This is a genomic window from Streptomyces sp. NPDC005728 (assembly GCF_040630895.1).
Classification (GTDB): domain Bacteria; phylum Actinomycetota; class Actinomycetes; order Streptomycetales; family Streptomycetaceae; genus Streptomyces.
Genome location: NZ_JBEXYL010000042.1, coordinates 1 through 23,625 on the forward strand (window position 1 = coordinate 1; position 23,625 = coordinate 23,625).

Below are 23,625 nucleotides of genomic sequence, written 5' to 3' on the forward strand. Positions count from 1 at the left end.
CCTGTAAGGATCCGGGCCTTCGACCTGAGTAGCGGGGACAGGATTTGAACCTGCGACCTCTGGGTTATGAGCCCAGCGAGCTACCGAGCTGCTCCACCCCGCGCCGTTGCCCGGTAACCGTACCACGGCGCGGAGGGGCCTTGATCAACTCTTGTTCTCGTCGCTGTTCTTGTCGGTTGTCTTGTCGGTTGCCCTGTCGCTGTTCTTGTCGCTGGTCCTGTCGGCCTTGGACTGTGCCTCCTCGGCCCGCTTCAGCGCGTCCTCCAGATCCTTCTGCGCCTTGGCGTACGCGTCCCAGTCCGGCCCCGCCTTCAGCGCCTGCTGCCCGGCGTCGAAGGCCTTCTGGGCGTCCTGCAACGCCTGTTGGACCGTCGGGTTCCCGGAGTTGGGCGGCGGCTTGGTGGTGCCGGTGTCCGGTGGCGTGGTGGTCGAACCCTTCACGCCGAACACCTTGTCGAGCGCCGCGTCCAGGGTGTCCTCGAACGCGGTCTTGCCCTCGTAGGTGACCAACACCTTGCGCAGCAAGGGGTACTTGAGTTCACCGCCGCGTACGTAGACGGGCTCCGCATACAGCAGGCCCCCGTCCAGTGGCACGGTGAGCAGGTTGCCGTACTCGACCTTGGAGTGGCCTCTGCTCAGCAGGCTGATGGCCTCGGCGATGTCGGCCTGGGAGTTGAACTGGCTCTGCACCTGTTTGGGTCCGTCGACGGTGGTGCTCGTCGGCAGTTTCAGGATTCTGATCTTGCCGTAGTCGCTCGTGCGCGGATCGGAGTCGACCGCCACGAAGGCACTCAGGTTGTCCCGCCCGTTCGGCGTGAGCGTCGTCGTCAGCGAGAACGCCTGGGCGCTCTGGTCCGGCATCTTCATGCTCAGGTAGTACGGCGGCACCGCGCTGCCGGAGTCGTTGGTCGGGTCGTCCGGAACCTCCCACACCTCGCTGCCGCTGAGGAAGGTCTGCGCGTCCGTCACGTGGTACCGGGTGAGCAGCTCACGCTGGACCTTGAACAGGTCCTGCGGGTAGCGCAGATGGGCCATCAGGTCCGGGGAGATGTCCGCGCGGGGCTTCACCGTGCCGGGGAAGGCCTTCATCCACGTCTTCAGCACCGGGTCCTGGGTGTCCCACTGGTAGAGCTTGACGTCACCGGTGTACGCGTCGACGGTCGCCTTCACCGAGTTGCGGATGTAGTTGACCTGGTTCTGCTGGGCCACCACCGCGCGGGAGTTGTTGGTGGCGGTCAGCGAGTCCGCGGTGGTGTCACCGAGGGTCGTACGGGAGGCGTACGGGTATCCGTTCGTGGTCGTGTATGCGTCCACGATCCACTGGATTCGGTGGTTCACCACGGCCGGGTAGGCGTCGCCGTCGATGGTCAGCCAGGGGGCGACCGCCTCGACACGGTCCTTGGGCGTGCGGTTGTACAGGATCCGCGAGCCCTTGCCGATCGCGCCGGAGTACAGGATCTGCGGCTCGTTGAACGCCACCGCGTACGCGGCCCGGTTGATCGGGTTGTCGAGGTTGACCCCGCTCTTGCCGGTGTAGCTGGTGGTCTTCTCGCCCTCGTCGTCGGAGTAGTCGATCTCCTTCTGGGGACCACCGACGATCGAGTACGTGTCGGTCTTCTCGCCGTAGTAGATCCGCTGTTCGTACGTGCCCAGGTCGCCCTTGGACGGCAGGTTCTTCTCGGTGAAGACCGGCCGGCCCTCGGTGTCGGCCTCTGTGCCCTTGGCGGCGACCACGCCGTAGCCGTGCGTGTAGCGGAAGTGGTCGTTGATCCAGTTGTTCTTCGGGATGCCGTCCAGGTTCAGTTCGCGCAGACCGATGACGGTGTCCTGGTCCTTGCCGTCCTTCTCGTACCGGTCGACGTCGAGGTTGTTCGGGAAGCCGTAGTAGTTCCGGATCTGCTGCAGCTGCTGGAACGTCGGCGAGACGACGTTCGGGTCCATGATGCGGATGCTGGCCGTGTCGTCGACCTGGTCGCGCAGCTTGGTCTTGTCCGAGGTGGTGGACTTGCCCGCGTACTCGGTGACCTTGGTGTCGTCGATGCCGTACGCCTCGCGCGTCGCTTTGAGGTTCTTCTGGACGTACGGGGCTTCCTTGGCCTGCTCGTTGGGCTGGACCTGGAACTTCTGCACGATGGCCGGGTACAGGCCGCCGATCAGGATCGCGGAGAGGACCATCAGGCCGAAGCCGATGACGGGCAGCTGCCAGGTGCGCCGCCACAGGGTGGCGAAGAACAGCAGCGCGCAGATGACCGCGATGCAGAACAGGATCGTCTTGGCCGGCAGATAGGCGTTGGCGTCGACGTAGCGCAGGCCGGTCCAGTTGTCGGTCGCCTTGAAGTCGCTGGACTTGACGGCGAGGCCGTACCGGTCGAGCCAGTAGGCGACCGCCTTCAGCGCCACGAAGATGCCGAGGAGCACGGACAGATGCCCGGTCGCGGCGGCGGTGGCGCGCGCGCCGGGGCTGGTCACGCGCAGCCCGCCGTACAGGTAGTGGGTGAGCGCGGCGGCGATCAGGCAGAGGATCGCGGCGGCGAAGCCGAAGCCGAGCAGGAACCGGTACCAGGGCAGATCGAAGGCGTAGAAGGAGACGTCGAGGTGGAACTGCGGGTCCTTCTGGTGGAAGGGCACGCCGTTGACCCACATCAGCCAGGTGCGCCACTGGCTGGACGCCGAGGCACCCGCGATCAGGCCGACGAGCGAGGTCACCGCGAGCAGCAGCCACGTCTTGTACGGCGCGATGCCCATCCGGTAGCGGTCCAGGCTCTGCTGCTCCATGGACATGGCGCTCAGCGGGGGCCGCATCCGGTGCGCGAGCCAGATGTTGAAGCCCACGGCGAGAGCCATCAGCAGGCCGAAGACGAAGAACAGCCCGATCTTGGTCCACAGCGTGGTGGTGAACACGGACGAGTAGTGCACCGACCGGTACCACAGCCAGTCCGTCCAGAAGCCCGCGAACATGGTGAACGCCATGCCGAGAACGGCGAGGACGCCCAGTGTCATGAGCAGGGTCCGGACGCGCCGGGATGGGCGGCCCGCTCTGATCCGCGGCCCCGTCGGGCCTCCGCCGCGGTCCGGCATCTGGAAAGCCAAGGTGCGCACCTCGAAGTTCGCTGTCGATCCGTCAGGCCCTCGTGTTCGCGGGCCCGCCGTGGCCCCCCGTGATCGCGGGCCCACACCTATGCAACTTACTCACGGTTTACTCGGTTCCCGATTCCGGCCATGAACGAGGCAGGATTGTGACCATGTCCAACACTCCTATGGCAGCGAGCCCGCTCACCCGGGCCGTACTCGAGATCGACGAGTACGCCTCCGGCCTCGGCTGGGACCAGCCCGCTCGCCTCTTCGCCCTCGTAGACACCGCACGGCTGCGGGCTCAGGAACCCTCGCTCGCCGCCCAGCTCGGCCTGGAGGACGAGCCCGAGACCACCGGTCTCACTCCGATCGAGCAGGACGAGATTCCAGCGGACAGGCCGCTCGACGAGTTCCTCGGCACCATCGCCTGGCCGGACGCGGTGGTGGGCTGCGCGCTCACCGTGGAGCGCCTGATGCTGCCTCCGTCGGCCGAGGCGCAGGTCCCGCAGGGCCTGAGCGAGGCCAAGCTGGCGAAGTGGGTGGCGGACCACCCCGAGCGCCAGGAGGTCCGTATGACGGTCGCGGTGCTGCGCGACGGCAGCCGTGACTCGGCGCTGCGCCTGCGCGAGAAGGACTCCGCGACGGAGGTCCTGACGGGCCCGGACCTGGTGCCGGGCCTGGCGGAGGCCTTGTCCACGACATTCGCGGACTGACGACGTTCGCGGGCTGGACTTCCGCGGTACGGCGATGGGGCGCCCCTGCCTCGGAGGGGCGCCCCCGGCCGCGTACCGCGGTCTGCTCGTCAGCCCTTGGCGGTGCAGCTCGGCAGATCGGCGGTGTCGCCGCTGCCGATGTCCTTGAGGGCGTCGAGCGCGTCACCGATGGTCTTGACCTTGACCAGGGTGAGCCCGCTCGGGGTGTCCTTGGCGGCGGCCGCGCAGTTGTCGGCGGGCGTCAGGAAGTACTGGGCGCCCTTGCTTCGCGCGCCGACGGTCTTCATCTCGATGCCGCCGATCGGCCCGATCGTGCCGCTGTCGTCGATGGTGCCGGTGCCGGCGACGAACTTGCCGCCGGTGAGGCTGCCGGGCGTGAGCTTGTCGTAGATGCCGAGCGCGAACATCAGCCCGGCGCTGGGGCCGCCGACGTCGGCGAGCTTGATGTCGATGCTGAACGGGAACGTGTGGTCGGTGCCGGCGGAGATCCCGACGATGGCCCGCTTGGCGCCGCTGTCGTCGGAGGCCGCCGTGGTGATCTTCACGTCCTGTGTCCTGGTCGCCGTCTTGTTCTCCTTCTCGGCGGCGGCCTGCTCCTTGGCCGGGACGACGGTGAAGACGACGTCCTGACCGGGCTTGTGCTTGGTGACGAGCTTGGCGACGTCGGACGGCTGCTTGACCGCCGTGCCGTCGACGGCCTTGATCACGTCACCGGCGTGCAGCCGGCCCTCGGCGGGGGAGTTCTTGACGACGGTGGAGACGATCACCCAGGACTTCACCGGGATGTCCAGCTCCTTCAGGGCGGCGACCTTGGCGCTCTCCTGGGACTGGCTGAATTCCTCGGCGTTCTCCTGGGTGGACTGCTCCTCCGTCTTGCCGTCCGGATACAGGGTGTCGTGCGGCACGATCTTGCTGTCGTGCGCCAGCCAGCCGTAGACGGCCTCCACCAGGGTCATCCGGAAGTCGGCGCTGGTGACCCGGACGGTGGTCATGTTCAGATGCCCGTCCGTCGGGTAGGTCTTGTGCCCCTCGATCTGCAGCACCGGCTCGCCGCCGTGGTCCCCGAGCGTGTTCACGGTCGGCCCCGGGGACATCTCCGAGTAAGGCACGGGGATGAGCACTCCCGCGCACAGGAGCGCGATCAGCATCAGGGTGGAGGCGAGCATCGTCGCGGTGCGGCGTGGCATGGCACGACAGTACGGGACGCCTCTGTCAGCGCACCGTCAGGGCACCCCCGTCACGCGCCTCGCGCACCCGATCCGGGCTTCTCCATGGCCTCGCGGAAGCGTGCGTACCCGTCCAGTTCGGGCCCGTCACTGCGCGCCTTCCGTGTCCGGTTGGCCCAGCTGCCCCACAGACCGGCACCGACCGCAGCCACCAGCGGAATCAGCAACCAGGCAAGCGCTGCCATGCCGACCTCCCAACCCCATGAGCGTCCGCAACTGACTGATCAGCAGATTAGCCTTCCGCACTGACAACGCTCACGCCAGGGGGGCGGTTACGCAACCGGAGGGGTGATGGGCCGAACGTGACCGAAGACGGCGCCGGGGTCAGCAGGCGCCGACCCACTCCTCGGTCCCGTCGGAGAACTTCTGGTGCTTCCAGATGGGCACCTCGTGCTTGAGGTCGTCGATCAGCTTGCGGCAGGCCTCGAAGGCCTCGCCCCGGTGGGGGCACGACACCGCCACGACGACGGCGAGGTCCCCGACCCCGAGGTCTCCCACCCGGTGGACGGCAGCCAGCGCGCGCACGGGGTAGTCGGCTGCGACCTTCTCGGCGATCCGCCGCATCTCGGCCTCGGCGCTGGGATGGCAGGAGTACCCGAGCGCGTCGACGTCGGCTCCCCCGTCGTGGTTCCGCACGGTCCCCACGAACAGCGCGATACCGCCGGCGGCCTCGTCCCCGACGGCCCGGAACACCTCGTCGACAGAGAGCGCGGTCTCGCGGACGCCGATCAACTTGATGGGATCCTGAGCCGCCTGCTCACCGGGGTGCTCGTTCGTAGCTGCCATGACTCCATGGTGCCGTATCCCTCCGACACCGAGGAATACGACTTTCACCAGGCACGCGCGCGGGCATCTTTGGATGCTTCTACAGCACCACGGGGTCAAGGGGCCCAGCCCCTCGGCTCAGCGGCGCCGGGCCTTCCGAGCCCGGCGAACCACAGCTGCGGCGCCCAGCAGAGCCACCGTCGCCCCCGCAGCCCCGGCGGCCGTCGCGTCCTTGCGCCCGAGCCGGCGGCCGGCGACCGTGTGCCGCCCGGAAACCTCCTCCAGCAGCTCCGCGAGCACCTCCTCGTTGGTCCACCCCGGCCGCCATCCGGCGTCATGCAGCCTGCTCCCGCTGACCACCCACGGATACATCGTGTAGGCCAGATCCCCGGCCGGGGACGGAGTGAGACCGATCCGGTGCAGCCGAGCCGCCGCGCCCAGCGCGACCGCCGACGGCAGCTCCATCCGCCGGATCCCGCTCAGCTCCTCGACCTCCTCCTGCTCCAGCCATCCGTCACAGCCGACGGCCAGCTCCCCGTCGACCTTCTCCAGAACGGCGTACTCCAGAGCACTGCACAGGTCCTCGACATGGCAGAACTGCCATGCCGGACGCGACCCGGCCACCACGAGCAGCCGGGGCGACTCGAAGTAGCGGGTGAGCGCGGTGTCCGTACCGCCCACCAGTACCGCCGGCCGCACCACGGTGACGTTCAGCCCCGGATGCGCCCGTGGGGCGCGCCGCGCCAGCCGCTCGATCTCCAGCAGATCCCCGACTCCGGTGGCCTCGGCCGTGGCCCGCAGCTCCGCGTCCTCGGACAGCGGCAGCTCGTTGTCCGGCAGCGCCCCGTACACCATCGCGGACGTGCACAGCACCACCCGGTGCACCCCGGCCGCCGCAGCGGCGGTCAGCACGGTCTGTGTCCCCCGTACGTTGTAAGCGGTGCGTGCCGCCGTATCGCTGCCCAGGTCCAGGTCGAGCGCCAGATGCACCACCACGTCCGCGCCCCGCAGCTTGTCCGCGATCGCCGGGTCGCGCACGTCGAGGATGTGCCACTGCGCGGCCTCGCACTCCCCGCGCCGCTCGTCGATGGCGATGACCTGCTTGACCTCCTCGCAGGCGGCGAGCCGCTCGGTGAGCAGGGCACCCACCCCGCCGGCGGCGCCGGTGACCGCGACTACGGGTCCGCGCAGGGCAGGAGGGGTTGACGGGTTTCGCGCTGCGCGAACCTGCGGATCTGGGGAACTCACCGGGCGTCTCCAGCGGTTGTCTTCAATACGAGCGCGAGTGACGCGTACGTACCAGGTGCATCCATCCTGCCGCAGGCCGTCAGTGGACGAAGCACCGAGCCCCGATCGGGTCCGGGTGTCTACGCTGGGTGGTGTCGGGCAGCCGCGCCGCCGGAGACAAGCCGGTGGCCTTACCAGCCGAGGAACCCCGTGAGTGACACCCCATTCGGATTCGGCCTTCCGCCGGAGGAGCCGGACGACGGCGACGAGGGCAAGAAGAAGGACCAGCAGAGCGGCGGTGGGCAGGGACCGGCCAATCCGTTCGGTTTCGGCGGTCTGCCCGGAGCCGGTGGCTTTGGCGGCCCCGGCGCCGACAATCCGCTCGCAGCGATGTTCGGTTCCCTGAACCCCACCGACCTGGGCGCCGCGTTCCAGCAGCTCGGCCAGATGCTCTCCTACGAGGGCGGCCCGGTGAACTGGGACATGGCCAAGCAGATCGCCCGCCAGACGGTCTCCCAGGGCACCCCGGACGGCGTCAAGGACGCGAGCGTCGGCTCCTCCGAGCGCTCCGCGGTCGAGGAGGCCGTCCGCCTGGCCGACCTGTGGCTGGACGACGCGACGTCCCTGCCGTCGGGTTCCGGCTCGGCGGTGGCCTGGTCCCGCGCGGAGTGGGTCGAGGCGACCCTGCCCGCGTGGCAGGAACTGGTCGACCCGGTCGCCGAGCGGGTCGGCGCGGCCATGGGCGATGTCCTGCCGGAGGAGATGCAGGCCATGGCGGGCCCGCTGATCGGCATGATGCGCTCGATGGGCGGCGCCATGTTCGGCACGCAGATCGGGCAGGCCGTCGGCGTGCTGGCGGGCGAGGTCGTCGGCTCGACCGACATCGGCCTGCCGCTCGGTCCGTCCGGCAAGGCCGCGCTGCTCCCGGCCAACGTGGAGGCCTTCGGCAAGGACCTCGGCGTGCCCCAGGAGGAGGTCCGGCTCTACCTGGCCCTGCGCGAGGCCGCCCACCAGCGTCTCTTCGCGCACGTGCCGTGGCTGCGCTCGCACCTCTTCGGCGCGGTCGACGGCTACGCGCGCGGGATCAAGGTCGACACCGCCAAGCTGGAGGACGTGGTCGGCCAGTTCGACCCGCAGAACCCCGAGCAGCTGCAGGACGCCCTCCAGCAGGGCATGTTCCAGCCGGAGGACACACCGGAGCAGAAGGCGGCCCTGGCCCGTCTGGAGACCGCTCTGGCGCTCGTCGAAGGCTGGGTGGACGCGGTGGTCCACGCGGCCGCGAAGCCGCGTCTGTCGTCCGCGGACGCCCTGCGCGAGACCCTGCGCCGTCGCCGGGCCACCGGCGGTCCGGCGGAGCAGACGTTCGCGACGCTGATCGGCCTGGAGCTGCGCCCGCGCCGGCTGCGTGACGCCTCCCGTCTGTGGGCCTCGCTCACGGACGCGCGCGGGGTCGACGGCCGGGACGCCCTGTGGGCCCACCCGGACATGCTGCCCACGGCCACGGACCTGGACGACCCGGACGGCTTCGTGCACCGCGAGCAGCTGGACTTCTCCGAGCTGGACAAGATGCTCGGCGAGGCGGCCGGCAAGCCGGACCTGCACAAGAAGGACGACGGCGAGACCAAGGACGACGACGCCGAGTGAGCCTTTACGACGACGCGGTCCTCGTACTGAAGGGGTACGAGGGCCAGGAGGATCTGCGCCAGGCCTACGCGGACCATCTGGCGGCCCATCCGGACGGCATGTGGAAGGCCTGCCGGGCCGGCCACATCACGGCGAGTGCCCTGGTCATCGACCCCGAGCGCGGCCGGGTGCTGCTCACGCTGCACAAGAAGCTGCGGATGTGGCTCCAGATGGGCGGCCACTGCGAGCCGGGCGACGTCTCGGTGGCCGCGGCGGCCCTGCGCGAGGCGACCGAGGAGTCCGGCGTCCCGGGGCTGACGCTGCTGTCGGGCGGCCCGGTGCGCCTGGACCGGCATCCGATCCCGGCGCCGTGCCACTGGCACTTCGACGTGCAGTACGCGGCGCTGGCCCCGCGCGACGCCGAGCACGCGATCAGCGACGAGTCGCTGGACGTGCGCTGGTTCGCCTACGACGAGGTGCCGGACGTGGCGGACGAGTCGGTCGTACGCCTGCTGGACGCGACCCGCGCCAGGCTCTGAACGTGTAAGGGGCGGCTGCCTGGGCAGCTGCCCCTTACGTTTGTCTTCCGGACGGTCAGCTCCAGACGTTGCCCTGGTTCTGCCCGCGCGCCCCCTGCTGCCCCATCCCGAACTGTGCGGCGAGGCCCTGGCCGATCTGCGCGTTCTGCGGCGGCAGCAGCTCGCTGGGCTGCACGAGTGCGAACCCGGAGCCCATGAAGCTCAGCTCCCAGCCCTCACCGGTGCTCCCGCGCCGCCGCCACACTCCAGAGGAGTGCGTCTGGGCCTGCATCTGCACGCGCAGCCCGGTCGACCAGGCGACGATCGCGTCGGCGTCACAGTTGACGTACTTGTCGGGCGTGACCTGCATCAGCAGCGGCGCGCCCGAGGTCATCAGGGCCACCTTGCCGCGTCCGGTGATGTTGAGCTGGTACTTCCCGGACCCGGAGATGCCGTAGAGGCTGTCGACGGCGATGACCTCGTGGTGCAGCGAGGAATCCATGGCGAGGACGTAGCTGCTGTCGACCGTCAGCCCGTCCTGCTCGACGTCCATGACGTGCACGTGCTGGGCGAGGTTGGCGAGGTAGACGGTGCCCTGCCCGTGGCAGCGCATCAGGTCCAGGCCCTCACCGGTGTGCGCACGCGCGCGTGCCTGGTTGTTGCTGCGGTACTCGGCGTCGAACTCGACGAGTCCCTGGTAGGCGACCATGGTGCCCTTGCGGGCGAGGATGTCGTCGTGGCCCTCCAGGGTGACGCGGAGCATCTGCTTGTTCTGCAGGCTCCAACGCTCCTGCGTCTGGAGGTCGTTGTGCGCGAAAAGCGGGCTCTGCATGGTGTTTCCTGCTCCCCCTCAGCCCCGGAACCGGAGGCGGTCGGTGCTGTCCTCGCTGGGCTGGACGACGACGATGCCCTGGCCGGAGAAAGCCATCTGGTAGGCCTCGCCGCTGCCCCGGCCGATCAGTGACTGCGCCTTGAAGCTGCGCTTGCCCTTCACCTTCAGGTTCGGCGACCAGGCGACGAGCGCGTCGGGGTCGACGTAGGTCTCGTCCTCGCCGCCGCCGCAGTCGACGACGATCGGCTTGCCCCGGGAGGTCAGCGCGACCCAGCCCTGCCCGGAGATCTTCGTGTTCCACAGGCCTTGCCCGGCGAACTTCGCGAGCCCCTTGACCCGCTCCACCCCCCAGCTGAGGTGGGCGTCGAACGCGAGCAGATTGGTGGCGTTGACGGAGATGCCGTCGCCGTTGAGGTTGATCACGACGACGTCGGCGCCGTAGTCGGCGAGGTAGAGCAGTCCGTCGCCGGAGCACTTCATCAGCGGGGCACCCTCGCCGGTGATCCAGTCACGGGCGATCTGCCGGACGGCCGGCGGGTTGGGCTCGTACTGGATGAAGCCCTCGTAGGCGACCATCGACCCCACGCGCGCGAGGAGGTCGTTTCCGGTCTGCATGGCGACCTTCAGCATGTGATTGCCGTGGTTCTCCATGCGGGCGGTGACGGGGGCGGGGGCATAGCCCGCGAGCGGCTGGTTCATGACGGGCTCCCTCAGACCTCGTACGGCTGGACGACGATGAAGTTGCCGGGCGCGCCCCGGAACTGGAGGTTGACGCTCTCCCCCGTGTCGCCCGGGTAGGCGTTGCGACGCATCCGGACCTGGCTGGAGACGATCACCTGGGAAGCGGCCGACCAGGCCACGACCGCATTGCAGTCGGCGAAGGTGGTCGGCGTGACCGGCAGGACCACGGGCGTGCCGTGCGTCTTGACGACGATCGTGCCCGTGCCCTGGAACTGCATCGTGAACAGCGCGCCCCCGGGGATGCCGTGGCCCTCGACACGGCGGACCTCGTACTGGAGGCTCTCGTCGAAGGCGAGGACGTTCTCCGCGGAGACGCAGATCGCGTCGCCCTGCAGCTCGACAGGGTGCAGGTGGGTGGAGTTCTCGGCGAGGAACACCTGGCCCTGGCCGGTGCAGCGCATCAGCTGCATCTCCTGGCCGGTCGCGTTGCCCACGAGCCGCCCGGCGAACCCGGCGCCCTTGTAGCTGAAGTCGACCTTGCCCTGGTAGAGCACCATGCTGCCCTGCCGCGCCAGCACGGGCTGCCCGCCGATGCCGAGGTCGACACGGATGAGCTTCTTGTTCTGCTGCGTCCAGCGCTGCCCGGTGGGCGTCTCCTTGAACGCCTGGAGCGCGGCCGTCACACCGGCACCGCCCTGGGGAGCGCCCTGCGGCACTCCGTAGGCGGCGGACTGCTGGCCGGGCACCTGCCCGTACGGGGGCTGCTGGCCGTAGCCCGGAGGCATCGGCGCGCCCGGCTGACCGCCGTAGGAGGGCTGCTGGCCGTACCCCGGAGGCATCGGCGCGCCGGGCTGGCCGCCGTAGGAGGGCTGCTGCGGCTGGCCGTAGGGCGCGGGCGCCGGGGCCGGCGGATGGACCGTACCGCCGGGGGGCGGGGCCAGGGGAGCGATGACGGTCGGCGCCCCGTGCACGTTCGGCACGGGCGCCGGGGCCGGAGTGGTGCCGGGCTGGGCGAAGCCCTGCGGAGCGGGCGCGGGTGCCGGAGCCGGGGCGGGAGCAGGCGCGGGGGCGGCCGGGGCACCGAACGCGGGCGGCGGGCCTGCCTGGGCGGGCGGTGCGAAGCCGGGGGCAGCACCGGACTGCGGCTGCTGCGGAGCGGCGGGCGCCTCCTCCTCCAGCACCTCACCGCCGAAGTTCTTCAACAGCGCGTCCAGACCGCCGTCGAAGCCCTGCCCGACCGCGGCGAACCGCCACACGTCCTTGAAATAGAAGTCACCGAGCATCACGGCCCGCTCGGTGGAGAACTCCGAGCCGTCGAAGGAGTAGCGCGCGACCTCCTCGCCACCGGCCACGATGCGCAGGTATCCGGGACTGACCTGCGACATCTGCCCGGCGCCGTCAAGGGTCGCGGTGAAGGAGAGCTTGCGGATCTGAGGGGGGATGCGGTCCAGGGTCACCCGGAACGACTCCGTGTCGCCCGCCTGGGTGCCCAGCAGCTGGATGGACTCCTCCGGGGACTTCGGCTGGTTGAAGAAGACGAAGTACCGGTCGTCCGAGAGACGCTCGTCGGCGTCCAGACCGAAGCAGCTGATGTCGAAGGTCAGTCCGGGGGCGGAGATCTGCACGCCTACGTACAGATCCGTGCCCGCCGTGAGGTCACTGATCCTGGCCTTGTGGCCGCGTTGGAATTCCCTGGCCATGCGTTACGACCGTCCCCCATCCCGAATGTGAGTGCGTCGCGCCAGGCTAACGGCAAACTCTGACATCGGACGCAGCCGGTACAGACCCGGTACACAACCGCGCCCGGAGGCAGACGCACGGCGCCCGGCTCACTCCCCGCGCGCCCCGGGCACATGCGGCAGCCGTTCCGCGGCCACCACCCCTTCGAGGTAGCCACGGGCCCGCTCGGTGCGCGGATAGGACTCCAGCAGCCGCCAGAAGTCGGGTCCGTGACCGGGCACCAGCAGATGCGCCAGCTCGTGGCAGAGGACGTAGTCGATGACGTACTCCGGCATTCCCTGCAGCCGGTGCGAGAGACGGATGCTGCCCTCGGCCGGCGTGCACGAACCCCAGCGGGTGTTCTGGTTGGTGACCCAGCGCACGGAGGCGGGGCGCGCCCGGCCGCCGAAGTACTGGGCCGACAGCCGCTCGGCGCGCTCGGTCAGCTCGGCGTCGCCCAGCACCCGTTTGCTCTCCTGGGCGGCGAGCTTGTCGAGCATGACGGTCACCCAGCGCTGTTCCTCCGCCTCGGACATCCGGGCGGGGATCAGCACGACGGTGCGATCGCCCTCGCGGTACGCGGAGACCGTTCGGCGGCGCCGGGTACTCCTGCGGACCTCGATCGCGCTCGCCCCCGAGCCGCTCGGCGGCTGGCTCGTCGTGCTGCGCTGTGACTGTCCGGCGCGGTGCAGTGGGTCGGCGGGCACGCCCCGACGTTACCCAATGCACAGGGCCGAAGTCCCGGCTCCGGGACGGTTCGATGCCGATGCCCCACCATGCGTTTGATTTGTACGACCGATATGCCCGACTGTCCCGACCAATTCGTACGACAATCATCCCCCGCCTGTGGACAACTCCCGCCACCCCGCAGCACGGCCCGGCATGCTGACAGACGTCGCGGAGCACGACCGGCTTCGCCAACAAATGGAATGTCCGCCGATCTAAGGGACGTTCCTCGCTATTTCAAGGCAAACGGGGGCCTGTCATGCATCCGATGGTGAAGCCCGCGCTGCGGCGCGGCTGGCGCGATCTCAACACCGTGCAGTTCGGGATGACTCCGGCACACGCGATGACACTGGGACCGATGGACACGGCCACAGGCAGCTTCCTGGACCTGCTCAACGGCACACGCGGACTACCCCTGTTGCGCGAGGAGGGCCGACGCATGGACCTGCCCGACGGCCATGTCGACGCCCTGATGGACCGGCTGACCGACGCGGGGCTGCTCGACGACACGCGTGGCGGCGGACCGGCCGCGGACGCGCTACGCGAGAAGACGGACGCCCTGGACCGACTGCGCCCCGACCTCGCCTCGCTGTCCCTGACCACGCCCGAACCCGGCGGCGCCCTCGGCAGACTTGCCGCCCGCCGCTCGCTGCACGTACAGGTACGAGGCGCGGGCCGCGTCGGAGCAGTCCTGGCCTCCGTACTGTCCGGCGCGGGCGTCGGCGACGTCGACGTACGCGACGTGGGACGCGTGGAGCCATGGGACGTGGCCCCGGGCGGACTGCCCGCCGAGTCCCTCCGCGAACGCCGGGACGCCGCGGCACGCGCAGCCGTCCGCCGCGCGGCCCCCGCCCGTCCGCCGCGCAGCACCCCCTCCTCCCACCCGGTCACGGAGAACCCGGGACTCTCCCTGGTGATCCTCACCCCCCGGGACGACGTCGCCGTGCACACCCCCGACCCCATCACCGCCGAACCCCTCATCGCCTCCGGAACACCACACCTGTACGCAGGCGTCGTGGAAGGAACCGGCATCGTCGGCCCCCTCGTCCTGCCCGGCGAAACCAGCTGCGCCGGCTGTCTGCACCACAACCGCACGGACCGGGACCCGGCCTGGCCCCGCCTGGTCGCCCAGTGGCGATCCGGCAAGGCCCGCCAAGTGGGCGCCTGCGATCTGGCCCTCGCCACAGCCGTGGCGGGGCTGGCCGCCGCGCACGCCCTCGCCTTCCTCGACGGACAGTCGCCGTCCAGCGCGGACACACGCTGGGAAGCCTCCCTCCCTGGCCTGAACTGGCGCTCCCGACCGGTGTGGCCGCACCCGGAATGCGCGTGCGGAGCGGCGGAGAGAGGAAAAGGGGAGCACTCCTCAACCGACGGGGAGCCGCGCGAGACAATGGCGGTGCAACGGCCGTCACCGCAGCGACGACGCGAGGCAGGCGCGGCGCGGCCGACTGGGACTTGGAGGGCGCATGTCTGATCTTCCCCGCAAGGCGGTCACCCGTACCGCCAAGCTGGCCGCGCTCCCGCTCGGCTTTGCCGGCCGGGCGACCTGGGGGCTCGGCAAGCGGATCGTGGGCGAATCCGCGGAGATCGTCGGCCGCGAGCTGCAACAGCGCACAGCGGAGCAGCTGTTCAAGGTCCTCGGGGAGCTGAAAGGCGGGGCCATGAAGTTCGGTCAGGCCCTGTCCGTCTTCGAGTCCGCCCTACCGGAGGAGGTCGCCGGCCCCTACCGTGCGGCCCTGACCAGACTCCAGGACGCGGCACCGCCGATGCCGACCCGCACGATGCACGCGGTGCTCGAGGAGAGGCTCGGATCGGACTGGCGGGACCTGTTCATGGAGTTCGAGGACAAACCGGCCGCCGCCGCCTCCATCGGGCAGGTGCACCGGGCGGTGTGGCACGACGGCCGCGAGGTGGCGGTCAAGGTGCAGTACCCGGGCGCGGGCGAAGCCCTCCTGTCCGACCTGAGTCAACTGAGCCGGTTCGCACGCCTGCTGGGGCCACTCATCCCCGGCATGGACATCAAGCCCCTCATCGCGGAGATGCGGGACCGCGTCTCCGAAGAGCTGGACTACGCACTGGAGGCCCAGGCCCAGGACGCGCACGCGCAGGAGTTCGCGGACGACCCGGACGTGGTGGTCCCTGCGGTGGTGCACCAGTGCGACCAGGTCCTCGTCACCGAATGGATCGACGGAATCCCGCTGTCCGAGATCATCACGGACGGCACCCAGGAACAGCGCGACCGCGCCGGCCAGCTCCTGGCCCGCTTCCTCTTCTCGGGCCCGGCCCGCACCGGCCTCCTGCACGCCGATCCGCATCCGGGCAACTTCCGTCTGCTGCCCGGTGGCCCGGACGACGACGAAGACTGGCGCCTGGGCGTCCTCGACTTCGGTACCGTCGACCGGCTCCCGGGGGGCCTGCCGGCACCGATCGGCACATCTCTGCGGATGACCCTGGACGACGAGGCGGAAACGGTCTACGAGCTTCTGTGCGAGGAAGGGTTCGTCAAGGAGTCCATAGAGCTGGACCCCGACGCGGTCCTCGACTATCTGCTGCCGATCATCGAACCGGCCCGCGTCGCGGCGTTCACCTTCACCCGCTCATGGATGCGGAGCCAAGCCGCCCGCATCGCCGACCCCCGCTCCCCCGCGTACCAGCTGGGCAAGCAGCTCAACCTGCCGCCGGCCTACCTGCTGATACACCGGGTGACACTGAGCACGATCGGCGTGCTGTGCCAGCTCGGAGCCACGGTCCGGCTGCGGGAGGAACTGGAGGAGTGGCTCCCCGGGTTCGTACTCGAAGACGAACTGACCGAGGAGGAACCGGCAGCAGAGGCCTGACCTGGGCTGCCTGACCGGGGCGCCTGGCCGCGGCTGCGTTGCCGGGCTGCCGCGACGTTGGGGAGGGGCGGGGGTGGGGAGGGGCGGGGGGGAGCGGGAGGGCCCCGGGAAGCGTTCTCACCACCAGGCCGAGTCCAATCGCCCCTCGATCGCCCGCAGGTTCTCCCGGGAACAGATGTCGCAGAAGTACTGGCGGATCCCGTTCTCCACGGAGCAGGTCCAGGTGGTCGGCTGGGAGCCGCCGGCGGGGGCGCCGCAGCGGGCGCACACGAGAGCGAGGGGCTCCGTGGTGGAGCCGCCCTGATCACTTCCTCCGGGAAGACTCGTCACCAGCCGACGATAACTCCCCGGCCTGCGGATCGCCGTGCGCAACGCACCGCGGGGGCCGGTCCGTTCGGTCGGACCGGCCCCCGCGGGAAAGGTTTCGCCTCCCTGGATCGGGAGGTCACCGCTTCGGGTGTGCTCGATTACTGCATGACGGCCATGGCGAGCGCACGGCGGGCGCGCAGCGAGGCGCGCTCCGCCCGGCGCTGCATCCGCCGGGCGGTCGCGAGGCGCATGGCCCGGCGCTCCTGCTCGGCGTACTGCAGGCGCTCGTGCATATGCGCACGGGCCAGGGCTTCTGGGATGAGTTGCATCTCTCGGGTCCTGTTCTGACGCGAGCGAGTCGCGCCGGTGGGGGTGAAGTCTGGAGTCGCGGAGCCTGCGGGCTCGCTGGTGGACGGCTTCATCGGGGCCTGCTTCTTGGGGTCGTGCGTGAGGGGGCGATCGATCGTTCCTGCGGTGTTCATGCCGTGACCGGGTTCTTGCGCGGGCGGCCGCGGGGCCGCTTCCTGGCGACGACGACACCCTGGACGAACAGCTCGCCACCCCAGACGCCCCAGGGCTCACGCCGCTCCTTGGCACCGGCGAGGCAGGCCTCGATCAGCGGGCAGGTGCGGCAGAGGGACTTGGCGTACTCGACGTCGGCCGGCGACTCGGCGAAGAAGACCTCCGGGTCGTAGGAGCGGCAGGGGACGGGTACGCCGAGGTTCTCGATGGCGTCGTCGAGCGCGGTGAGCGCAGTGAGGGGGGTCAAGGTGGAGTCCTCCGTGAGACCGGGCGGGGGGATCGTTTGTGAAGGCGGTACGGACGGGGCGTGCGCTTCGAGTTGCACGGTTGGTCTTCCTCGTCTGGTCGGTCCGGCCGGTTGACCGGGTGTCGGCTTGGTACCGGGTTCTTTCCTGTCCCGAGGCCCCTTCGCTTCGTTGTCCCTGTTCGGGGCAAACAGAAGGGCCGCGGATCCCGGATGGGGTTCCGCGGCCCTGAAGGCGCCGGCCTGATCGACTGTCAGGCTGGATCACTCCAGGGTTCTGGCCCACGGAAGGCCCACATCAGGTGGTGCTGCGTCGTCTGCTTCCGGAATCCGGCACCGGCTGCCGCAAAGGCATAGGCATGGGCCTGTGCCACTACCGCTTCCAGTGCCTTGGTCGGTCGCTCATTGCGCTCACGGATGGGAAGACCCGCGAGAGACAGGGAGGACGCCGGACGGTCGGCACGGATGCCGGACAGACCGGTGCCCTGGTTCGAGGCGCCGAGCATGCACGTGGAGACGGTCGAGCGATCGGTCAGTTTGGCCGTGCTGATGGTGCTGGTGTTGATGCTGATCACTGGACTCGCCTCCTCTCGGCGTCTTGGGGACTGGGGTGAGCCAGTCCGTTCGGATATGCAAGTACAACACGGAACCGGGCCTTCGAGAAGGCCGCCGCTTCCGTGCCTAGAACCTATGGGGATTGCTGGGGCATGCGCAAACTATTTTTGCGACGAGTTCGTATCAGTCGCTCTCGTCGCCTTCCACACCGTCCTGGCCTGCACAGATGGCCAGAACGTCGGCTCCGTAGCGCTGCAGCTTGCGGCTGAGGACGCCGGGGATGCGGGACAACTCGGCCGGGTTGTCGGGGCGCGTCTCGGCGATGGCCATCAGGGTCCGGTCCGTGAAGACGCAGAAGTCCGGTTGACCGCTGCGCTCGGCCTGGACCGCGCGCCATTCGCGCAGCCGCTCGTAGAGGCCTTCGTCCATGTCGGAGGGGCAGTCCTCGCAGCGCATCAGCTTCATGTCGCCGGCGTCGGTGAGCGTGCGGCCGCAGACGCGGCAGCGGGCCGGGGTGCGCTGGGTGCGTCGGGGGACGGCCGGGGTGCCGGTGAGGGTGCCGCGTTCGATGCCTCCGGCGGCTGCCGCGCCGGTGCGGCCGACGGTGGCGGTCGAGCCGGGGCGGAGGCCGTCGAGGAAGTGGCTGGGCCTGCGGTTGGGGCGGCCGCCGGGTGAGCGGGACAGGGACCAGGAGAGGTGGAGCCGTTCTCTGGCGCGGGTCACGCCGACGTAGAGGAGGCGGCGTTCTTCCTCGATCTGTTCGTCCGTCTTGGCGTAGGTGATCGGCACCATGCCCTCGGCGATGCCGACCAGGAAGACGACGTCCCATTCCAAGCCTTTGGCCGCGTGCAGGGAGGCCAGGGTGACGCTTTGGACGGTCGGGGCGTGCTGGGCGCCCGCCCGCTCGTCGAGTTCTGCCACGAACGCGCCGAGGGTGGCGGTGGGGTGGGCGGCGGCGAAGTCGTGGGCGAGGTTGACGAGGGCGGCGAGTGATTCCCAGCGTTCCCTGACTGCGCCGGAGCCGGCGGGGGGTTTGCTGGTCCAGCCTTCCCCGGAGAGCACGGCACGGACTTGTGAGGGGAGGTCGACGGCGTCGTCGAGGAGGGAGTCGTTGCCGCCGAAGCGGGCCGCTCCGCGCAGGGCGATGCCGGCCTTGCGCACCTCGGGGCGGTCGAAGAAGCGTTCGGCGCCGCGCAGCTGGTAGGGGACTCCGGCGTCGGCGAGGGCCTGCTCGTAGGTCTCGGACTGGGAGTTGGTGCGGAACAGGACGGCGATCTCGGCGGCCGGGGTGCCGGCGTCGATCAGTTCGCGGATGCGGCGGGCTGCGCCTTCGGCCTCGGCGGGCTCGTCGGTGTACTCGGTGTGGACGGGGTCGGGGCCCGGGGGGCGTTGGGAGACCAGTTCCAGTCGGTGGTCGGCGGCGCGGCCGCTGGCCTGGGCGAGCAGGCCGTTGGCGAGGTGGACGACCTGGGGGGTGGAGCGGTAGTCGCGGACGAGTTTGACGACGGTGGCGCCGGGGTGGCGGACGCGGAAGTCGAGGAGGTGGTCGGGGGTTGCTCCTGTGAACGAGTAGATGGTCTGGCTGGCGTCGCCGACGACGCACAGGCTGTCGCGGTTGCCGAGCCACAGTTCCAGCAGTCGCTGCTGGAGGGGGCTGACGTCCTGGTACTCGTCCACGACGAAGTGCTGGTATTGGGCGCGGACCTGGTCGGCGACGTCCTGCCGGTCCTGGAGGACGGCGACGGTGAGCAGCAGGACGTCCTCGAAGTCGATGACGGCGCGGTCGCGCTTGATGTTTTCGTAGGCCGCGTAGAGGTGGGCGATCTCGGCGGGGTCGCGCGGGGTTTCGCGGCCGGCCTTCGCGGCTGCGTACGGGTAGTCGGCGGGGACGGTCTGGGTGACCTTGGACCATTCGATCTCGGCGGTGGTGTCCCGCAGCTCGCCGCGGTCGAGGCGGAGGTTGCAGGCGGCGGCGGCGTCGGCGACGAGCTGGATCTTGCGGTCGACGAGCCGGGGCATGGCGCCGCCGATTGCTTTCGGCCAGAAGTACTGGAGCTGGCGCAGTGCGGCGGAGTGGAAGGTGCGGGCCTGTACGCCCTGGGTGCCGAGCTGGCGGAGGCGGCCGCGCATCTCGCCTGCGGCGCGGTTGGTGAAGGTGACGGCGAGCACGCTGGACGGCTGGAGGATCCCTGCGCGCACTCCGTAGGCGATGCGGTGGGTGATCGCCCGTGTCTTGCCCGTGCCCGCTCCGGCCAGGACGCACACCGGACCGTGCAGGGCGGTGGCCACCTCGCGCTGCTCGGGGTCGAGCCCTTCGAGCACCGCGTCGGCCGAGTCCGGTGCCTGCGGGAAGAGGGGGGAGTGCGTTGCTGCTGTCACACGGCAATGCTGCCAGGTCGTCCGAGACTGCTGTGCCGGTTGTCCACAGGCGGGGGCTTGCAGTCGTACTAATGCGGCAGGCGTCACAGCCGGGGCCGGTGCGGCGGGCGTCACAGCGGGTGGCTGATGCCGCAGGCGTCAGGCCTGGGCCCGATACCCCGGGCGGGAATGCCTGGCCGGTCCCTTATGTTGTGGCCCTGAACGACATTCCCCGAGTTGCCTGAGGAGCGCGAGAGACATGCAGGGCACTGTGACGATGTACAGCACGACTTGGTGCGGCTACTGCCGTCGGCTGAAGAGTCAGATGGACCGCGAGGGCATTGCGTACACCGAGATCAACATCGAGCAGGACCCGGAGTCCGCTGCTTTCGTCGAGAAGGCGAATGGCGGAAACCAGACGGTCCCGACCGTGCTCTTCGCCGACGGTTCGACGCTGACGAACCCGTCGCTCGCCCAGGTGAAGCAGAAGCTGGCCGCATAGCGGATCGGTCGGGCTTGCGGGAAGGGCGGCTCCCGAGGCTGTAGGTGTCTCAGGAGCCGCTTTCTTGTGTCTTGTCCCACACGAGCGTGTAGCGCCACAGCAGGCGGCGCCGGTAGTGGCATCCGGGGAGGTGTCTGCGGGCGGCCGCGCGGACTTCGGCCCAGTGCCGGGGCGGGTCTTCCATGGGCATGCCGGCCGGGCTGCGCTTGCCGCCGCGCAGCCGCGCGTACAGCCGGCTCGCGGGCAGCCCGCAGCCGCTGATCACCCGGTCCGCGAGCGTGTGGTTGTAGGCCAGGCCGACGATCATGAGGCGGCCGCCCGGTGCGACCAGTCGGGTGAGACGGTCGAGCGCGTCCTCGAAGTGGGTGTGGTGGACGACGGCGACGGCGCTGACGAAGTCGTGGGCGCCGTCGGCGAGTGAGGTCTCCTCGAGGTAGTCCGCCTCCAGGAAGGTGACGTTCCGGGGCTGCCGCTCGCGGGCCAGCCGGATCATCTCCGGGGAGCGGTCCACGCCCGTGACCGTCTCGGCCCTGCCGGCGAGCTTGTGGGCCAGCAGGCCGTCGCCGCAGCCGACGTCCAGGGCCGTGCGGCAGCCGTCGGGTACGGCTGCGAGCACGGTCCGGTGGTAGTGGACGTTGTGGTTCCAGTACGGCTCGGTGGTCACCGGTCGCGTCTCAGACGAAGCTCCTCGTCGGCAGCGGCTTGCCGTACCACATCTCGATCAGGCGGGCGGCGATGGAGATGCCGTACGGGGGCAGCACCTCGCCGGACTCGAAGGCCGCGTGCAGGTCCTCGCGGGAGAACCAGCGGGCCTCGTGGATCTCGTCGCCGTCGACGTTGATCTCGGTGGAGGTGGCGCGGGCCATGAAGCCCAGCATGAGGCTGGACGGGAAGGGCCAGGGCTGGCTGGCGACGTACTCGACCGGGCCGACGGTGACGCCGGCCTCCTCGAAGACCTCGCGGCGCACCGACTGCTCGATGGACTCGCCGGGCTCGACGAAGCCGGCGAGCGTGGAGAAGCGGCCCTCGGGCCAGTGGACCTGGCGGCCGAGCAGGATCCGGTCGTCCTCGTCGGTGACGGCCATGATGACGGCAGGGTCGGTGCGCGGGTAGTGCTCGGCGCCGCAGGCCGGGCAGCGGCGGATGTGGCCGGCTGCGGCGATGACCGTGCGCTCGCCGCAGCGGGAGCAGAAGCGGTGGGTGCGCTGCCAGTTCTCCAGGCCGACCGCGTGCACCATGAGGCCCGCGTCGCGTGGGGACAGGAGCAGTCCGGCCTCGCGCAGGCCGGCCGGGCGGGCGGACTGGTCGATGCGGCCGGGCAGGGCGTCCTTCTGGAGGGCGAAGTAGCTGACGCCTTCGTCGTCGATGCCGAGGAAGTAACGGTGGGCCTCGGTGAGCGGTGCCTCGAAGGAAGGCGTCATGACCAGTTCGGTACGGCCGTCGGGCGTCTCGTCGACGAGGACCTGGCCGCCGGAGACCACGAAGCAGCGGGTGGTGGGGTGGCTCCAAGCCGCCGCGAGCCAGGCTTCGTCGAGCCGGTGGTGGGCGGCGCGGTCGATGCCGCTCGAGGCGGTCAGGGAGATGGGTCGGTCGGCGGTGTGGTCGGTCCAGGTGGTCACGGGTGCTTCCAACTCCCCCAGTGGAACGGTTCGTTTCGTCGGGCGGTTCTGCGGCGGTAGGGCGGGAGGGCACCAGGGCGCGGGCGGGGCGGTTCTTCCAGTGTGCCCCGCGCGCGGTGGCGTCCTGTACGGCGCCTTGGGGTCAGGGGGCGTGCCGCCAGTTCTCGGCGAGGTCGCCCCACAGGTAGGCGCTGGTTTCGACGCCCTTGAGGAGGAGGTCGAGTTCGACCTTCTCGTTCGGGGCGTGCCAGCCGTCGGAGGGGACGGAGATGCCCAGGAAGAGGACGGGGGCGCCGAGCACTTCCTGGAGGTCGGCGGCGGGGCCGGAGCCGCCCTCGCGGGTGAAGCGGACCGGGCTCTGGAAGGCGCGGCCCATGGCGCGGGCGACGGACTGCAGCGCGGGGTGGTCGAGCGGGGTCAGGCACGGGCGGGTGGCGGCGCCGAAGCTGATCTCGTGCCTGATGCCGGCGGGTACCTGGTCGGCGGCCCAGGCCCGTACGGCCTTCTCGATGTGGTCGGGGTCCTGGCCGGCGACCAGCCGGAAGGACAGCTTCACCATGGCCGAGGAGGGGATGATCGTCTTGCTGCCGGGGCCCTGGTAGCCGCCGCCGATGCCGTTGACCTCGGCGGTGGGGCGGGCCCAGATGCGCTCCAGGGTGGTGTGTCCGGCTTCGCCGTGGGTGGCGTACGACTTGGCGGTGCGCAGCCACTGCTCTTCGTCGAAGGGCAGCTCGGCGAACAGCGCGCGTTCGCGGTCGGTCAGCTGGACGATGCCGTCGTAGAAGCCGGGGACGGCCACGCGCGCGTGTTCGTCGTGCAGGGCGGCCACGAGGCGGGCGGCGGCACTGGCCGGGTTGGGGACGGCGCCGCCGAAGGAACCGGAGTGGATGTCCTGGTCGGGGCCGTGCAGCCGGATCTCGCACTCGGCGAGGCCGCGCATGCCGGTGCAGACGGTCGGGGTGTCCTCGGACCACATGCCGGTGTCGGAGACGATCACGGCGTCGGCGGCGAGCCGGTCGGTGTGCTCCTCGACAAGGGCCCGGAAGTGCGGGGAGCCGGACTCCTCCTCGCCCTCGATCAGCAGCTTCAGGTTGACCGCGGGGGCGGTGCGGCCGGTGGCGGCGAGGTGGGCGCGGACGCCGAGTGTGTGGAAGAACACCTGGCCCTTGTCGTCGGCCGCCCCGCGCGCGTAGAGCCGGTTGTTCCGGACGACGGGCTCGAAGGGCTCGCTGTCCCAGCCGTCCTCGCGGGCGGCGGGCTGGACGTCGTGGTGGCCGTAGACGAGGACGGTGGGCGCCTCGGGGTCGCCGGAGGGCCATTCGGCGAAGACGGCAGGGGCGCCCGGGGTCGGCCAGACCTCGGCGGTCGGGAAGCCGGTCTCCTTGAGCTTGGCCGCGAGCCAGTCGGCGCTGTCCCGTACGTCCGGCGCGTGGTCGGGCTGGGCCGACACGGACGGGATGCGCAGCCATGCGGCGAGGTCGTCGAGGAAGGCGGCGCGGTGCTGCTCGATGTACGTGCGGACGGCGCTGTCCGGGGTCTGGCTCATGCTCACGAGCCTATCGGCCCGCACGGACATC

General features: G+C 70.2%; 23 protein-coding genes and 1 tRNA gene. 6 read left to right on the forward strand and 18 right to left on the reverse strand.

All coding sequences use genetic code 11. The annotated features are described in order from the left end of the window. Positions 1 to 29: 29 nt before the first annotated feature. Positions 30 to 103 (reverse strand) — tRNA-Met (locus ABZ471_RS26145). A 41-nt stretch (positions 104 to 144) separates the two neighbouring features. Continuing rightward, the gene (locus ABZ471_RS26150; protein ID WP_359069549.1) at positions 145 to 3,078 is read right to left on the reverse strand and encodes a UPF0182 family protein; all 2,934 of its coding nucleotides are present in this window, start codon (positions 3,076 to 3,078) and stop codon (positions 145 to 147) included. 164 nt (positions 3,079 to 3,242) lie between these two features. Between ABZ471_RS26150 and ABZ471_RS26155 the strand changes: the two genes are divergently transcribed. Then, positions 3,243 to 3,785 carry a PPA1309 family protein gene (locus tag ABZ471_RS26155; RefSeq protein ID WP_359069444.1) on the forward strand — a complete coding sequence of 181 codons (543 nt, stop codon included), beginning with the start codon at positions 3,243 to 3,245 and terminating at the stop codon, positions 3,783 to 3,785. 89 nt (positions 3,786 to 3,874) lie between these two features. Here ABZ471_RS26155 and ABZ471_RS26160 read toward each other — a convergent pair whose 3' ends face one another. The 4 genes from ABZ471_RS26160 to ABZ471_RS26175 form a co-directional block, all read right to left on the reverse strand. Beyond that, on the reverse strand, positions 3,875 to 4,972 hold the full coding sequence (locus tag ABZ471_RS26160; RefSeq protein ID WP_359069445.1) for a PDZ domain-containing protein: 1,098 nt from the start codon (positions 4,970 to 4,972) through the stop codon (positions 3,875 to 3,877). A gap of 50 nt (positions 4,973 to 5,022) precedes the next feature. Next, entirely contained in the window at positions 5,023 to 5,196 is a 174-nt protein-coding gene (locus ABZ471_RS26165; protein WP_359069447.1) for a hypothetical protein, read from the reverse strand. A gap of 139 nt (positions 5,197 to 5,335) precedes the next feature. Continuing rightward, positions 5,336 to 5,797, reverse strand: a complete 462-nt coding sequence (locus ABZ471_RS26170) for a molybdenum cofactor biosynthesis protein MoaE (RefSeq protein WP_359069449.1) — start codon at positions 5,795 to 5,797, stop codon at positions 5,336 to 5,338. Between the two features lie 117 nt (positions 5,798 to 5,914). Then, the gene (locus tag ABZ471_RS26175; RefSeq protein ID WP_359069450.1) at positions 5,915 to 7,024 is read right to left on the reverse strand and encodes an SDR family oxidoreductase; all 1,110 of its coding nucleotides are present in this window, start codon (positions 7,022 to 7,024) and stop codon (positions 5,915 to 5,917) included. A gap of 189 nt (positions 7,025 to 7,213) precedes the next feature. Between ABZ471_RS26175 and ABZ471_RS26180 the strand changes: the two genes are divergently transcribed. Next, entirely contained in the window at positions 7,214 to 8,647 is a 1,434-nt protein-coding gene (locus ABZ471_RS26180; RefSeq protein WP_359069452.1) for a zinc-dependent metalloprotease, read from the forward strand. Continuing rightward, a complete protein-coding gene (locus tag ABZ471_RS26185; RefSeq protein WP_359069453.1) occupies positions 8,644 to 9,165 on the forward strand; it encodes an NUDIX hydrolase in 522 nt (173 codons plus the stop codon). The genes ABZ471_RS26180 and ABZ471_RS26185 overlap by 4 nt, the downstream gene beginning before the upstream one ends. 55 nt (positions 9,166 to 9,220) lie before the next feature. On the opposite strand, the gene ABZ471_RS26190 is transcribed toward ABZ471_RS26185, so the two are convergent. The 4 genes from ABZ471_RS26190 to ABZ471_RS26205 form a co-directional block, all read right to left on the reverse strand. Then, on the reverse strand, positions 9,221 to 9,976 hold the full coding sequence (locus ABZ471_RS26190) for an AIM24 family protein (protein WP_359069455.1): 756 nt from the start codon (positions 9,974 to 9,976) through the stop codon (positions 9,221 to 9,223). 18 nt (positions 9,977 to 9,994) lie between these two features. Beyond that, positions 9,995 to 10,675, reverse strand: coding sequence for an AIM24 family protein (locus ABZ471_RS26195; protein WP_359069457.1), 681 nt, complete (start codon positions 10,673 to 10,675; stop codon positions 9,995 to 9,997). An 11-nt stretch (positions 10,676 to 10,686) separates the two neighbouring features. Continuing rightward, the gene (locus ABZ471_RS26200; RefSeq protein WP_359069459.1) at positions 10,687 to 12,357 is read right to left on the reverse strand and encodes a TerD family protein; all 1,671 of its coding nucleotides are present in this window, start codon (positions 12,355 to 12,357) and stop codon (positions 10,687 to 10,689) included. 129 nt (positions 12,358 to 12,486) lie between these two features. Continuing rightward, positions 12,487 to 13,083, reverse strand: coding sequence for a M48 family metallopeptidase (locus ABZ471_RS26205; protein ID WP_359069461.1), 597 nt, complete (start codon positions 13,081 to 13,083; stop codon positions 12,487 to 12,489). 278 nt (positions 13,084 to 13,361) lie between these two features. On the opposite strand from ABZ471_RS26205, the gene ABZ471_RS26210 reads away from it, so the two are divergent. Next, the gene (locus tag ABZ471_RS26210; protein WP_359069463.1) at positions 13,362 to 14,576 is read left to right on the forward strand and encodes a TOMM precursor leader peptide-binding protein; all 1,215 of its coding nucleotides are present in this window, start codon (positions 13,362 to 13,364) and stop codon (positions 14,574 to 14,576) included. After that, a complete protein-coding gene (locus ABZ471_RS26215; RefSeq protein WP_359069464.1) occupies positions 14,569 to 15,939 on the forward strand; it encodes an AarF/ABC1/UbiB kinase family protein in 1,371 nt (456 codons plus the stop codon). Before ABZ471_RS26210 ends, ABZ471_RS26215 begins: the two co-directional genes overlap by 8 nt. A gap of 117 nt (positions 15,940 to 16,056) precedes the next feature. On the opposite strand, the gene ABZ471_RS26220 is transcribed toward ABZ471_RS26215, so the two are convergent. The 5 genes from ABZ471_RS26220 to ABZ471_RS26240 all read right to left on the reverse strand — a co-directional run bounded on the left by ABZ471_RS26220 (position 16,057) and on the right by ABZ471_RS26240 (position 19,948). Next, positions 16,057 to 16,269: a hypothetical protein gene (locus ABZ471_RS26220; RefSeq protein WP_359069466.1), complete on the reverse strand. Its 213-nt coding sequence runs from the start codon at positions 16,267 to 16,269 to the stop codon at positions 16,057 to 16,059. A 137-nt stretch (positions 16,270 to 16,406) separates the two neighbouring features. Beyond that, positions 16,407 to 16,730, reverse strand: a complete 324-nt coding sequence (locus tag ABZ471_RS26225; protein ID WP_359069468.1) for a hypothetical protein — start codon at positions 16,728 to 16,730, stop codon at positions 16,407 to 16,409. Further along, entirely contained in the window at positions 16,727 to 17,095 is a 369-nt protein-coding gene (locus ABZ471_RS26230) for a WhiB family transcriptional regulator (RefSeq protein WP_023546912.1), read from the reverse strand. The genes ABZ471_RS26225 and ABZ471_RS26230 overlap by 4 nt, the downstream gene beginning before the upstream one ends. 173 nt (positions 17,096 to 17,268) lie before the next feature. After that, positions 17,269 to 17,589 carry a hypothetical protein gene (locus tag ABZ471_RS26235; protein WP_359069471.1) on the reverse strand — a complete coding sequence of 107 codons (321 nt, stop codon included), beginning with the start codon at positions 17,587 to 17,589 and terminating at the stop codon, positions 17,269 to 17,271. 163 nt (positions 17,590 to 17,752) lie between these two features. Then, the gene (locus ABZ471_RS26240) at positions 17,753 to 19,948 is read right to left on the reverse strand and encodes an ATP-dependent DNA helicase UvrD2 (RefSeq protein ID WP_359069473.1); all 2,196 of its coding nucleotides are present in this window, start codon (positions 19,946 to 19,948) and stop codon (positions 17,753 to 17,755) included. A 238-nt stretch (positions 19,949 to 20,186) separates the two neighbouring features. Between ABZ471_RS26240 and ABZ471_RS26245 the strand changes: the two genes are divergently transcribed. Further along, a complete protein-coding gene (locus ABZ471_RS26245) occupies positions 20,187 to 20,429 on the forward strand; it encodes a mycoredoxin (RefSeq protein WP_030338954.1) in 243 nt (80 codons plus the stop codon). 49 nt (positions 20,430 to 20,478) lie between these two features. Here the strand turns inward: ABZ471_RS26245 and ABZ471_RS26250 are convergent, their stop codons facing one another. The 3 genes from ABZ471_RS26250 to ABZ471_RS26260 all read right to left on the reverse strand — a co-directional run bounded on the left by ABZ471_RS26250 (position 20,479) and on the right by ABZ471_RS26260 (position 23,594). Continuing rightward, positions 20,479 to 21,093 carry a class I SAM-dependent methyltransferase gene (locus ABZ471_RS26250; protein ID WP_359069475.1) on the reverse strand — a complete coding sequence of 205 codons (615 nt, stop codon included), beginning with the start codon at positions 21,091 to 21,093 and terminating at the stop codon, positions 20,479 to 20,481. Positions 21,094 to 21,103: 10 nt separating this feature from the next. After that, on the reverse strand, positions 21,104 to 22,048 hold the full coding sequence (gene nudC, locus ABZ471_RS26255; RefSeq protein WP_359069477.1) for an NAD(+) diphosphatase: 945 nt from the start codon (positions 22,046 to 22,048) through the stop codon (positions 21,104 to 21,106). A 142-nt stretch (positions 22,049 to 22,190) separates the two neighbouring features. After that, complete coding sequence (locus tag ABZ471_RS26260) at positions 22,191 to 23,594, reverse strand: dipeptidase (RefSeq protein WP_359069479.1); 1,404 nt, start codon at positions 23,592 to 23,594, stop codon at positions 22,191 to 22,193. Positions 23,595 to 23,625: the final 31 nt, after the last annotated feature.

Bases quoted from the DNA above. Each gene is read 5' to 3' on its own strand.
- ABZ471_RS26150 (WP_359069549.1), bottom strand. From the start codon at position 3,078: ATGCCGGACCGCGGCGGAGGCCCGACGGGGCCGCGGATCAGAGCGGGC.
- ABZ471_RS26155 (WP_359069444.1), top strand. From the start codon at position 3,243: ATGTCCAACACTCCTATGGCAGCGAGCCCGCTCACCCGGGCCGTACTC.
- ABZ471_RS26160 (WP_359069445.1), bottom strand. From the start codon at position 4,972: ATGCCACGCCGCACCGCGACGATGCTCGCCTCCACCCTGATGCTGATC.
- ABZ471_RS26165 (WP_359069447.1), bottom strand. From the start codon at position 5,196: ATGGCAGCGCTTGCCTGGTTGCTGATTCCGCTGGTGGCTGCGGTCGGT.
- ABZ471_RS26170 (WP_359069449.1), bottom strand. From the start codon at position 5,797: ATGGCAGCTACGAACGAGCACCCCGGTGAGCAGGCGGCTCAGGATCCC.
- ABZ471_RS26190 (WP_359069455.1), bottom strand. From the start codon at position 9,976: ATGCAGAGCCCGCTTTTCGCGCACAACGACCTCCAGACGCAGGAGCGT.
- ABZ471_RS26195 (WP_359069457.1), bottom strand. From the start codon at position 10,675: ATGAACCAGCCGCTCGCGGGCTATGCCCCCGCCCCCGTCACCGCCCGC.
- ABZ471_RS26200 (WP_359069459.1), bottom strand. From the start codon at position 12,357: ATGGCCAGGGAATTCCAACGCGGCCACAAGGCCAGGATCAGTGACCTC.
- ABZ471_RS26210 (WP_359069463.1), top strand. From the start codon at position 13,362: ATGCATCCGATGGTGAAGCCCGCGCTGCGGCGCGGCTGGCGCGATCTC.
- ABZ471_RS26215 (WP_359069464.1), top strand. From the start codon at position 14,569: ATGTCTGATCTTCCCCGCAAGGCGGTCACCCGTACCGCCAAGCTGGCC.
- ABZ471_RS26225 (WP_359069468.1), bottom strand. From the start codon at position 16,730: ATGAACACCGCAGGAACGATCGATCGCCCCCTCACGCACGACCCCAAG.
- ABZ471_RS26245 (WP_030338954.1), top strand. From the start codon at position 20,187: ATGCAGGGCACTGTGACGATGTACAGCACGACTTGGTGCGGCTACTGC.
- ABZ471_RS26260 (WP_359069479.1), bottom strand. From the start codon at position 23,594: ATGAGCCAGACCCCGGACAGCGCCGTCCGCACGTACATCGAGCAGCAC.